Here is a 12,559-nt window from a genome sequence, read left to right as displayed (position 1 = left end):
CTATCTAAATAAGTACAATACATTTTTAATCCTCTTATATAATACTAATAAGATGTCTGACAGCGTAGCTCAATCCGGTCAAACAGCAGTTCAGCCTGGACGTAATGTCGTCGTAGTTGGCACCCAGTGGGGTGACGAAGGAAAAGGCAAGATCGTTGACTGGCTGACCGATCACACCCAAGGTGTCGTGCGTTTTCAAGGCGGCCATAACGCTGGCCATACGCTGATTATCGGTGGCAAGAAAACTATTCTACGCATGATCCCATCTGGCATCATGCGTAATGACGTCACATGCTATATTGGCAATGGTGTTGTATTATCACCTCAAGCGCTATTCAAAGAGATTGACGAGCTTGAGGATGCTGGTATTGACGTGCTCAATCGATTGTTCATCTCCGAATCAGCTACACTGATCGTACCATATCATACTGCGATCGATCAGGCGCGCGAGGCGAGGCGCGGCTCTGGCAAGATTGGAACTACAGGTCGAGGCATCGGACCCGCTTACGAAGACAAAGTCGGACGGCGAGCTCAACGCGTGCAAGACTTGTTCGATGCAAAGACTTTTGCAGCTCAACTTTTTGAAAACCTGGATTTCCATAATTTTGTGCTTACCCGATATTTGGGCGCGCAAGCGGTGGATTTTCACAAAACGCTAGATACGATGCTTAGTTACGCGGATCGGCTTGCACCGATGGTTATCGATGTATCGCGGCGATTATATGCTGAGAACAGCGCTGGGCACAACTTGCTATTCGAGGGTGCACAAGGTACATTGCTAGATATTGATCATGGTACATATCCGTTTGTTACATCGAGCAATTGTGTTGCAGGTGCTGCAGCAGCTGGTTCTGGTATTGGACCACAAAAACTACACTACATTCTCGGTATTACAAAATCTTATTGTACGCGTGTTGGCGCTGGACCATTCCCGAGCGAGTTATACGATACAGATAATCCGAAGCACCAAGACCAGATTGGCTTAACATTGGCCAATGTCGGCAAAGAATTTGGTTCGGTAACAGGCCGTCCGCGCCGTACCGGTTGGCTAGATGTAGCCGCGCTAAAGCGTTCGATTCAAATCAATGGCGTGACAGGATTGTGCATCACAAAGCTCGATGTGCTCGACTCGCTTGAAGAAGTTCGACTGTGCACGGGATATAAAGTAGATGGATTAGACATAGATATCCTACCGAACGGTACGACGAAAGTAAGTCGCTGTAAACCTCTATATGAGACTTTTCCGGGTTGGCGGGAGAGCACAGTCGGCATTAATTCTTGGGATGCACTGCCCACTAATGCGCGCGCCTATCTGATGCGCGTACAGCAAGTAGCGGGCGTGCCAATTGATATAGTGTCGACTGGGCCAGATCGCGGCGAGACAATTCTCATTCGCCATCCATTCAAGTCGACTTGATGACACCGGAATTCCAATTTTTATTATAAATACAATAAACTTAGACTATATGAAGCAAGTGCATATAGCGCAATCTATAAGTCTAATCAGACTATATTGACACAATATCTCTGTATTGTCATTTAATACGTATAACTCCCCCTTTACTTTAGCTATAACCTCGTTAACCGCAGAAATTTATACTTAGAATACCTGTTGTAAATTGTTGCAGTTCAATATTGAACGCGGTAAAAATAATCTGTATGATTTTTAGCGTCATTCCATCTGTTATATAAAGAGCTTATACTTATCTGACCCGAACATTCTCTTAAAGAATAATATAGAGCGGTTGTAATATAAAAGCATGATGCTAAAGTTTTCATATATATGAATGCCTGTTTGCATTTTTTACCATGCCAGCATGTTCAAGAATCAATTACGCCAAGCAGATGTAGTACGACAGAATCTTCATGGAGCAGCAGTAGCCCTGACCGCAAGACACGATTACATCCGGCCAATGGCCAGATTGCTTCTTGCGTGTATGGTTAGTAATGTGCTGGCTATGTCATTGCATTTACATCCTAGTACGCTGACCATGTTTCATGCAGGCTATAGAATTTCTAAGATGACGGTAGTTAATTCGGAGATATCGGCTATGCCGACTATCATGCCATACGAACCTCTAGTATCGATTGCGCTAAATAACAATAGCGCCAGTGTATACACAGCAATTTCTAGCAGTCTAGAAGAGCATATCGTAGATAGGAAGGACCCCGATCTACGAGCACAAAGTACAGGATTCAGTGACCGACAAGCACAGCTCAATCGTCGCACTGAGCTAAATAAATACGAATATGCTGTCGCACAACATAATTGCTATAACACCATTCTAATCAACTATTGTTTGCAGAAAGCGCGCGATCGCATGATCGACAACAAGATGCAGATTCGCACCGACCAAATAGCATTGGACGACGAGCGTCGGGCTATGCATGCACGGAAACACGTACCGAGCAAGTTTTACTACAGCGAGAAGTGCTACAACGCACGGCGCGCTAGTAGCGAATAAGGTAAAAGCAAATTGTCCTGAACGTAAGTCTAATCAGGAACAGTAGAGGGGAAGATGTGCGTACAGGGTTATGTGCAAGTAAGAAGATGATAGAAATTTTAGCAGAAAAGACAGCACACAGCTCGGCAAGATTTTTATATAAACCCAAAATTTTAAAAGTGCATTAAAATTTTGTGATAATTAACGCAACGTAGAGCTGAGCGCAATGTTGGGTTAGTATTTTGCAGCACCCCTCGAATCTCGCGAGCTGGTATATATAGCACTATAAGAGGATCAACCAAATTTCCAACCGGTTGCACGATGTAGCCTTTGTTCGGAAATAGTTGTATCTCTTTCCGGTTAAGCAGGGCTCACTACACTGAATAGCCAAACCATTCTGTTTCCGTCAAATCTGCTATTTCTTCTGCTAGATAAATCCTATTACACTTGATCGACAATCCGTACGGTAAGTGGGTGGTGTATTTATCAACATCAGCCTACTATTCCATCGAAACTCCCTAGAAATACTATGATAGGGCTAGTATAACCCCCCGCCTAGCATCACAATCAGTATGTGTAATTTGACTCTGGTTCATCAGAATTAATACTATAGATTTTCATCTTTGCGCAGAGCATAAGAATGATCAGTCACGTATAGGCTATTCGGAAAAGTTGATGTGAGAATTCGCTGGGCATCATTGGCAAGCTGCGGTAGATTTAATGCATGATACGACAATATCATCAGATGCAACGCATCCTCGGTAGCCGGAGAATTTTTATATTCTTGAAGAACTATTTTCGCTCGGTTGATTGCAGCAATGTACGCACCACGACGATAGTAGTAGTCGGCAGTGTGTGCCTCATGCGAGGCTAGTGCGTTGACAATATAACGCATGCGCTGTGCAGCGTCCGGCGCGTACTTACTGCTTGGGTGCTGCTCGACGATAACTCGAAAAGCATTGTGGGAGTCACGCAACGCCTGTGGGTCGAGTTCGGTTATATCTTGACCGGTGAGCCGGCTGAACAGATCTAAGTTTGCGTTAAAACTCATGAGACCTTTTAAGTAGTACGCATACGCGATGTCCGGATGGTCCGGATGTAATTGAATAAATCGATTGATTACTTGTTTTGCTGACGCTATTTTATTGTCTTTCCATTCGCAATACGCAACGTTAATTTGCGCTTGTTGCGCGCAATGACCGAACGAATCGCGCCCCTGCAGCAATTCGAAGTACTCTGAACACTTTCTCCAGTTACCAGTAGTAAAAGCGTTTTGGGCCTCCGCGTATAATGTTTCGTTGGTCCAAACTGCTGTTTCATCTAATTTCTTAGGAAAGCCGTGGCAACCGGCGATGATCGTCGCTGCGATGGTTATAGCAGCGATCCTTAGTTTATTTAGCACCCGCATTTTCAGTGAAGTTTAGGATGAAGCGTTTCAATCACCGGCCTAGCGCCGAGAATAATGCTTATGATTATAGCTCAAGCGTAATCCAGAACAGCTTAGATGAGCAGATAGCATGGGTGCCCCCGTCGTTGGCAGGCGAGCGGCTGGATAAGGCTCTTGCTCGACTATTCCCCGACTTTTCGCGTAGCCGCCTACAGATGTGGATTGATGCAGGGCGCGTAACGCTAGATGGCGCTCCGGCGCGGCTGCGCCAGCCCGTACTATCTGGTTCGACTGTGCGGCTTGTACCGGATCAATTGCCGGAAGTATCAGCTTGTATTCCGGAACCAGTGCCATTGCCAATCGTCTATGAAGACGATACTCTGCTTGTAATAGACAAGCCGGCTGGACTAGTCGTGCACCCAGCTGCAGGTAATTGGTGTGGCACGCTTCTCAACGGTTTACTGCATCGCTATCCGCATGCCGCTGAACTGCCGCGTGCGGGCATTGTGCACCGTCTAGACAAAGATACCTCAGGTGTGATGGTAGTTGCGCGTACATTAGCCGCACAAACAAATTTGGTGAGACAGTTGCAGGCGCGTACGGTTAAGCGTTACTACATCGCACTTTCCTGGGGTATCACGCCGCTGAGCGGATGTATCGATGCGCCGATCGGACGTGATCCGCGTGAGCGTACACGCATGGCAGTACTCACTGGGGGTGCCGGTAAGGCTGCGCGTACGCGCTTCAAGACCGTAGCCACTGGTGTATGGTCCCAGCAATCTATATCGAAACTGCACTGTGATCTTGATACCGGACGTACACATCAGATCCGTGTACATCTAGCCCACATAGGCCATCCGCTTCTTGGCGACTTATTGTATAGCCGTGGGCTCAACGCGCAGAAAATACCTGCACTGCCGGCTGGCTTTGCGCGACAGGCACTGCATGCGCGGATGCTCGAGCTGGTTCATCCAGCCACTCACATGCAGGTAGCCTGGCGTTCAACGATACCGCAAGACCTAGCGCAATTAGTGTCTGCGCTTAAGCTAGCTGATACGGATGAGAGTGCGTTTACATGAGTCTCATCAATGAATCGATTTCCCAGCATTTTGCCGGGTTAACATAGTTAGGACTATATCGTGCTGGATGGGTGCGTAAATGTCTGTGCTGTCTAAAATCTTCTGATTTTAAAAGATCATCATGCGATAAAATCGGTTCTATGATTAACATAGAATTATGGTAATGTAATCAAAAAATAATATGTAGAGATAAACGATCTGCAACAGCCTTGTGCTGTTCGGTTGCGCTCTCGATATGCTTCTTCTGAAAGTACTCGTTAGTCTATATAGATATTTCCAACTTATTTAGAGTATAGCAGCACTTAAACTCACTGGAACTGCGTCTATCAGAGATTCAGGTTGACAATATTCGGCTCCCACCCCTCCTCTTTACCCCTATCTACGACTAGTTAAGAAACTTCTACCAGCCTGTAGAGTGCTACTGGACTAAAACAGATAATAGTTATACAGCCGGCTATGGCAAAACAACCTCCATAATTAATGGAGAAAATGCATAGCATGAGCCATGGTTATGCAAATCCATTACATGACAGCTGTGTAACTGTCTAACAGTGTATTGTCTCGATCGAAGGGGCGTTATGCATTGCTACAGTCTTCTGGACTCTTTTCGATTTGAACGTCTTTTCCCAATCGAGAAGCCTCGTGTTCCAGCCACGCGAACATGGGGTCGACATCTCGGCGCAAGCCTTAACCAAACAAGTCCGGCGGCAGCGACGTTCTCATAGGTCCGACAATTACAGCAGACTACGATTTATATCGATCGATGAAGCAGGCGTGGATGCGCCGCGACCTCAACGTGCATGAGCGAAGTGCATCGGTGATTGCTGCTTAGCCTAGGCGCTGCCCGGCGGCCTTAGTGGTGCTACATCAAGCATGTTATGATTGCGCGAGCCTCGCATACTAGGAGGGGGGTTATTTCTATGTAGCGTTCAACCCATGCCACATGAGCCGCTCGAGTCTACGCATTCGTTGGGGGACCTCAAGCTATTTTTGCTTGGCTGGAACTGTGGCAGTGCGCATAGTCTTACGATGCCGGCAATGCGTATATGTGACTGCATCGCGGCGTTATTGACCTAGATCGAGAGGATAATCTGCGTGCCGATATTGAGAAGCCTGAAAAACTAATGCAGCATCTTTGATGCTATCGGTTAGCACGTAAGGCTGCTCTAACCAACATAGCACTGCCTTAGTCAAAGCATCTGCATTGCAGATGACGTACATGCATCACGGTAACTACACAAATATTTGGGAATGTCAGGTAAATGCACATCACTAGTGGTAAGAGATAGATAACCGCATGGAGCGCGTACCCGCTTCTTAGCGTACTATAGAATCTATATTGCGCTCTACTCCCAGTCTCCTGCATAACACATACATATGTGAGAACTAGTTTATCTAAACAGCGCACTAACAGCGCTATAGCGGGTAGTGTCGTAGGCAATTTCCGTATACGAATGGCTTGATCGTCGCTATCTCCGTACGATTCGACAAATGTTAATAAGGTTTTGATTTTATATTTTTTAGCTTTAGCTAGGCCGATTTTCGGTTCTAATTAGGCTGTTGTTGTAGTCATTAGGCTGCGGTGTGGCGAATGAGTATAATTCGTTAAATGTCTAGTTATTACGATAATGTTCTTACTATGGGCTACGTTGGAACAAAATGTACACAATTATTTCGGAGACCTCTTTTTTAATCGTTTTTCTGTTGAATATCGGAATAAATTCATTTGATTTATAGCTCTAGCTAATAAGCTATAAGGCATACATCGCACAAGCTTGTAGTTAGGCATATGACTCTTATCTTTGAGCGTGTTGCGCCCTATTTTCACCTGCGTCGCCACTTATTGTATAAGTGCTTATTATTCTCGGAAAGAGTTCAATACTGGGGGAATATTCTTACTGCACTGAGTGCGGCTATTGCAGCAGTGCATAGACGTACTCGTCACTAACTAGGCACGATATAGCCGATATTACAACAGACCTGTGCAATAGCTGGCCGTAGCTTTTACTAGTCATCTGCAGTGTAGCACTAGCCAGTATATTTATGTTAACCAGTAGGGTTCATCAGAACTCGTGCTAATTTTCAGACTGACTATCAGTCAGTCTGAAAAAATATTGGTAACTAGTAGCTCTCAAAGGAAAAATAGATTGTTTGCTATTCGTTTCGACTATTGACGGTGTTTTTTTTCGATTAACCAGTTGGTCGACATTAGTATCAAGCTCTCCGAGCCCATAATTATATACCACGACAACTATCATCTCTCAGCTTTCGAAAAGACGTGTTATATGCGGTGTGCGTACCACTCACTCGTGACCTAGCTAACTAGACCAGGTAACGCTGCTTATTAATGTAGAGTAGATAAACTGTATTGATCGGGCTGTACTCAACATTTTCAGATATAGATTAGCGCTAAGCTACGACGCGGGCAGCGCAAGGCTTATCTGATCCCTGTCGTAGGCTCTAGGATGGTAAAATAATGCATTTCTCCCGAATCTTGCCACGAGGACATTTTTGTGCTGTCTACTGCGAACATTACGATGCAATTTGGGCCTAGACCCTTGTTCGAAAATATCTCTGTTAAGTTCGGCGAGGGCAACCGCTATGGGCTAATCGGCGCCAACGGCTGCGGAAAGTCGACATTTATGAAGATCCTCGGGAATGACCTGGAGCCCAGTTCCGGTACGGTTGTTCTTGATTTGAGTATACGTTTGGGTAAGCTGAATCAAGATCAGTTTTCTTATGAGAATATGCGGGTACTCGACGTAGTCATGATGGGCCACGTCGAGATGTGGCAGGCCATGAGTGAGCGTGACGCGATCTACGCGAATCCAGAGGCCACTGATGACAACTATATGCGCGCAGCAGAGTTAGAAGCAAAGTTTGCTGAATATGACGGCTACACGGCCGAGGCGCGTGCTGGTGAGTTATTAATTGGCATCGGTATTGCGATTGAAGACCATCATGGACCGATGAGTAACATCGCGCCTGGGTGGAAGCTGCGCGTTCTGTTGGCTCAAGCGTTGTTCTCTAACCCAGACGTTCTATTACTAGACGAGCCAACAAATAATCTAGACATCCATTCGATCCGCTGGCTTGAAAACATCCTAAATGATCGAGATTCAACGATGATTATCATCTCGCACGATCGGCACTTCCTTAATCAGGTGTGCACGCATATGGCAGACATGGACTATGGCACACTGAAGATCTATCCGGGAAACTATGACGATTATATGCTTGCGGCAGCCCAAGCGCGAGCGCGGCAAGCCGCCGCAAATTCGAAGGCCAAGGATCGTATTATAGACTTACATGATTTCGTGCGTCGTTTCTCCGCTAATAAGTCCAAGGCGCGTCAGGCAACAAGTCGACTAAGACAGATCGACAAGATCAAGATCAAGATAGAGGAACTCAAACCTTCGTCACGACAACATCCATTCATTCGCTTCGAGTTTGATAAAAAGCTATACAACATTGCGGTGAGTACTGAGCAGATTACTAAGAAATATGAGAGAACAATCTTCCAAAACTTAAACCTATGCATTCGGCCAGGCGAGAAAATTGCCATCGTTGGTGCGAATGGTGCCGGCAAGACTACATTGCTGCGTTCATTATTTGGTAACTTAGCTCTAGATCATGGGCAAATAAAGTGGGCCGAGAACGCGAATATTGGTTACATGCCGCAAGATACATCCGAGGTTTTTCCAGATGAGGTATCGTTGACAGATTGGATTAATCAATTTCGCCGGGATGGAGATAACGAAACTATAGTTCGCGGCACGCTCGGGCGTTTGCTATTTTCTAGCGACGAGGTTCACAAGTCGGTTAAAGTGCTCTCTGGAGGTGAAAAGGCGCGTCTATTATGGGGCAAGCTGATGCTTGGACGGCACAACGTGTTGCTAATGGATGAGCCCACTAATCACATGGATATGGAATCGATCGAGTCGCTACAGATCGCGCTAGAGAAATATGAAGGCACTTTAGTTTTTGTGTCGCATGACCGAGAATTTGTGAATGGCCTAGCGAACCGAGTTATCGAAGTCCATATGGATAGCATAATCGTAGACTTTAGCGGCCGCTACGACGAATTTCTTGCCAACCAAGGTCTTGAATGAGCGCAGACGCAACGCACCAGAAACGGCCAACAGTTGCGGTGCTAGCGACTGGCGGCACAATTGCCGGAGATACAGCCGACGCAACCCAGACCGCTAGCTATAAAGCTGGCGTGTTTAGCGTGGAGCGACTGCTGTCTGCTATACCAGCACTGGACGGTATTGCAGAAATCTACGCGGAGCAGATTGCAAGTATCGATAGTAAGGATCTCGACGATGCACTATGGATAACGTTGACTCATCGCGTTAATACATTGCTTATGCAAAATAATATCGACGGGCTTGTGATCGCACACGGTACTGATACTTTAGAGGAAACGGCATATTGGCTGCACTTAACAGTAGCAAGCATAAAACCAGTTGTGCTAACTGCGGCAATGCGGCCATTCACTGCGTTGTCTGCTGACGGCTCGCTAAACTTACTTAATGCAGTGACGCTTGCAGCGCATCCGGATGCGGTGGCACGTGGTGTGCTAGTCGCGTTTGCAAATCGCATTCATGGCGCACGTGACATTACAAAGATCAGTACGTATGCGGTCGATGCCTTTGCATCGCCGGAAAGTGGTATCCTAGGTTGGATACAAGACGGGCGGGTTGAATTTCAGCGGCTCGTGACGCGCGCACATACAATGCAATCTGTTTTTAAGATTAACGCTATCGATACGCAGTACGCGCTGCCGGCAGTTCAGATAGTTGTTAGTCATGCCGGTGCATCTCGGCTAGTTGTCGACACCCTAGTTAACGCCAGAATATGTGGAATTGTTGTCGCTGGGACTGGAAATGGTTCGGTGCATGTGAGATTGCAGCAAGCCCTTGCCGATGCTCGAGCACGTGGCGTTGCAGTGGTGCGCTCGTCGCGTGTGGGTTCTGGACATGTGATGCGTAACGGCGCTGCACCAGACGACGCGCTTGGCTTAGTTAGTGCCGGCACACTAAATCCCTATAAAGCACGCGTTTTACTTATACTCGCGCTTACTCACGGATGGGGAGAGCCTGTAATGTTACAGAGCCTGTTTGATCAGTACTGATTGCTAGATATAGCTTTGCGGATCAATAAATATTTCTGTATAGGATACTACGATAGCTCTACTGATTTCTTATTAGAACTGTTAGCAGTGTCTGACGTATCGCGCTTTTTATTCTAAGGGGGGTCAGCCTTATAGGATGCATTTTAATCTACCCCAATTGTTGCAGTCAACATAAGTAAGTAGAATGCGCGCAATGAGATAAAATAAACCGAGAAAGTCGCTCGTCACTACCGAAGAATAGTGAATCGCATTGTAGTGTATAAGTTGTTATTTATGCTGCTTTCGTCGCTACTCTATCGATAGAAGCGTACGATAAGCAGTACTATTAATCAATAATTAGTTTCAAAATACTGTAGGTAGAAGCTATTCTCTTGCTATTGTTAAAAACAGAGTACAGATATTAGCACGGGACTAAGTGCTTTTTTATACGAATGTGTTGCCGCATACCGACAAAAAGTCTAAAAAGTGCAGTGTATTCAGCGAATCAGGAGCGATAGCAAGGTAAGGCGCGTCGAGGATGTTTCGGGGAGATCTAGCAATGTTGAACTAACGATGATTCTCGAAGAGTGATTGATAAGCGGATTAAACAGTAAAATTACGGGTAAATTAGAGCGTTTATTTTTAGTTAATAGCTAAATTATTTTAGTTAATTTTAGTTAAATATAAATTAGTGTAAAATTGCACAGTATATAAATACTAAATTACGTTATTTAAATTAATAACGCACGTTATTAGTCTTAACTAATTTTATTTTTTTAATAAAAAATTAATCATAGTTAGATGATTTCTAGTAAATAAAAAAGTTTATATGGTTTTTATAAAAAATATAAAAATTTATAAAATTAAAATTTATTAAATCGGTTTACTCGTCGGAAACCCTCTGTACTAAAAAGTAAAGAGTAATTAATCTGTATATAAAAGATAATTTTAATATTATATATCATATTTTGTATAAAATGAGAAAATGTAGCTTGTATTTTGATACAAATTATTTTAGTTCCGAAATTCTAATTATAGTCACTAAAATTGCTAGTAGCATTTAAGTCTTTTTATAGTAATTAATAAATCTAGCTGCAGTATTACTGGGTCTATTTTTAGAAATATCTATATTATTAAGAGAAGTATTTACTTTATAGTAAACTTCAATCTCGAAGCCATCAGTCTAGTATAGACTAGAATATTTTAATAATAGCATTCTATCTATTTTTCAAAAATTAATTAATGTAAAAATTACGTTAATAAACATCGGGTGCTATATATAGATTGCAATATACATAATACTGCAATTGTGCACTATGGAAGGAAATTCATTAACTCTCCGCGTAGAGTCCGAATGACAATAGAGTCAGTATTGATGGTACTAAGAACTATAATAATCTGTTGCATGATTGTAACAAAAGCTAGTATCTCCTACAATCGCATGCAATCCAATTAGTGAAGATATTTTTATCTATAAACCAAGATTTATCGCACTCATGTGTCAATGTTATTTGATCTTCTAGATTTATCGACGCGAAGGATACCAAATTCTTACACTTACTATTGGGGGCTTATGATTTTAGATCTTGGGATTAAGGTTAGAGGCTAGATAGATGTAAGGATAAGCGACGAATATAGATTACGTTCAATAAACGTGCTGTGTATACATGACTATATAATGGTTTCGTTAGGCATAGCGTACAACCTATTAATGATCTATAAGGTCTATCTGATTTTAGGTCATAAGTAATACTATAGGCCACGTTGTTATTTAGGCTTGTAATCGCATGTATAAATTAGCTGGAGTAGACTCGCTTTTTTAGATAAAGATGGTGAGTATTTGTACGCTGATTACAAGAACAATACAGAAGACGTTAGTATGTTTAAGAAATTAAACAGTGACATTCAATCGGGAGTAAAGTTGCCGCTGGATATGCATGATCTTGACCAATGATAATGGTTAAAGTAGCATTAAAGGAACAGATAACATATTAAATTTTTTTAGAAACGTAAGAGAAAATTGCGAATATAGAGTAATTGAGCTAGAATAACTTACTCGTACTTGCCATACTAATTCCGACGCTAGGGTGGCTTTATCCATAAGGAATATATATGCGTCATTATGAAATAACGCTCATTGTACACCCTGACCAAAGTAAGCAGGTGCCTGCAATGATCGAAAAATATAAGTCAATGATCACCAGTCACGGTAGTTTAATCTACCGTATCGAGGACTGGGGCCGCCGTCAGTTAGCTTATATGATCGAAAAGCTAGCGAAAGCGCATTATGTTTGCATAAATATCAAATCTGACCAGGCTACGCTCGACGAGCTAGAACATGCATTTAAATTTAATGACGCGGTGCTTCGCTACCTAGTTGTCAGGATACATAAAGCCGAGACAGGACCATCGCCGATGATGAAAGAAGTGCATCGCGAAGAAGCAAAAAAATTAACTGCGCAGCCGCAGATTTCCGAACTCCAATCAGTAACGTAAGTAGGTAATATCAGTAAACAGGCGAAAGCCAGTCGAG

At 43.8% G+C, this 12,559-nt stretch carries 7 protein-coding genes; 6 read left to right on the top strand and 1 reads right to left on the bottom strand.

All coding sequences use genetic code 11. The features are described 5' to 3' along the window. Window positions 1-52: 52 nt before the first annotated feature. Together GJV44_RS00805 and GJV44_RS00800 are read left to right on the top strand one after the other, a co-directional pair. The gene (locus tag GJV44_RS00805; protein ID WP_226806631.1) at window positions 53-1,417 is read left to right on the top strand and encodes an adenylosuccinate synthase; all 1,365 of its coding nucleotides are present in this window, start codon (window positions 53-55) and stop codon (window positions 1,415-1,417) included. 400 nt (window positions 1,418-1,817) lie between these two features. Then, complete coding sequence (locus GJV44_RS00800) at window positions 1,818-2,465, top strand: hypothetical protein (RefSeq protein ID WP_226806630.1); 648 nt, start codon at window positions 1,818-1,820, stop codon at window positions 2,463-2,465. Window positions 2,466-3,051: 586 nt separating this feature from the next. Here the strand turns inward: GJV44_RS00800 and GJV44_RS00795 are convergent. Continuing rightward, on the bottom strand, window positions 3,052-3,852 hold the full coding sequence (locus tag GJV44_RS00795) for an outer membrane protein assembly factor BamD (protein WP_226806629.1): 801 nt from the start codon (window positions 3,850-3,852) through the stop codon (window positions 3,052-3,054). 17 nt (window positions 3,853-3,869) lie between these two features. Between GJV44_RS00795 and GJV44_RS00790 the strand changes: the two genes are divergently transcribed. From GJV44_RS00790 to rpsF, 4 genes are all read left to right on the top strand, one after another. Further along, window positions 3,870-4,910 carry an RluA family pseudouridine synthase gene (locus GJV44_RS00790; RefSeq protein ID WP_226806628.1) on the top strand — a complete coding sequence of 347 codons (1,041 nt, stop codon included), beginning with the start codon at window positions 3,870-3,872 and terminating at the stop codon, window positions 4,908-4,910. Between the two features lie 2,513 nt (window positions 4,911-7,423). Further along, entirely contained in the window at window positions 7,424-9,022 is a 1,599-nt protein-coding gene (locus tag GJV44_RS00785) for an ABC-F family ATPase (RefSeq protein WP_226806627.1), read from the top strand. Continuing rightward, window positions 9,019-10,047 (top strand): asparaginase, encoded by a 1,029-nt coding sequence (locus GJV44_RS00780; protein ID WP_226806626.1) that lies wholly within the window; start codon window positions 9,019-9,021, stop codon window positions 10,045-10,047. Before GJV44_RS00785 ends, GJV44_RS00780 begins: the two co-directional genes overlap by 4 nt. 2,091 nt (window positions 10,048-12,138) lie before the next feature. Beyond that, window positions 12,139-12,522, top strand: a complete 384-nt coding sequence (rpsF, locus tag GJV44_RS00775; protein WP_226806625.1) for a 30S ribosomal protein S6 — start codon at window positions 12,139-12,141, stop codon at window positions 12,520-12,522. Window positions 12,523-12,559: the final 37 nt, after the last annotated feature.

Origin of the sequence: Candidatus Vallotiella adelgis (assembly GCF_020541305.1) — a bacterium.
Classification (GTDB): Bacteria; Pseudomonadota; Gammaproteobacteria; order Burkholderiales; family Burkholderiaceae; genus Mycetohabitans; species Mycetohabitans adelgis.
The sequence above is the reverse complement of the archived record's forward strand: the minus strand, read 5'-3'. Positions and strand labels throughout refer to the sequence as shown.

Bases quoted from the DNA above. Each gene is read 5' to 3' on its own strand.
- rpsF (WP_226806625.1), top strand. From the start codon at position 12,139: ATGCGTCATTATGAAATAACGCTCATTGTACACCCTGACCAAAGTAAG.
- GJV44_RS00795 (WP_226806629.1), bottom strand. From the start codon at position 3,852: ATGCGGGTGCTAAATAAACTAAGGATCGCTGCTATAACCATCGCAGCG.
- GJV44_RS00805 (WP_226806631.1), top strand. From the start codon at position 53: ATGTCTGACAGCGTAGCTCAATCCGGTCAAACAGCAGTTCAGCCTGGA.
- GJV44_RS00800 (WP_226806630.1), top strand. From the start codon at position 1,818: ATGTTCAAGAATCAATTACGCCAAGCAGATGTAGTACGACAGAATCTT.
- GJV44_RS00780 (WP_226806626.1), top strand. From the start codon at position 9,019: ATGAGCGCAGACGCAACGCACCAGAAACGGCCAACAGTTGCGGTGCTA.
- GJV44_RS00790 (WP_226806628.1), top strand. From the start codon at position 3,870: ATGAAGCGTTTCAATCACCGGCCTAGCGCCGAGAATAATGCTTATGAT.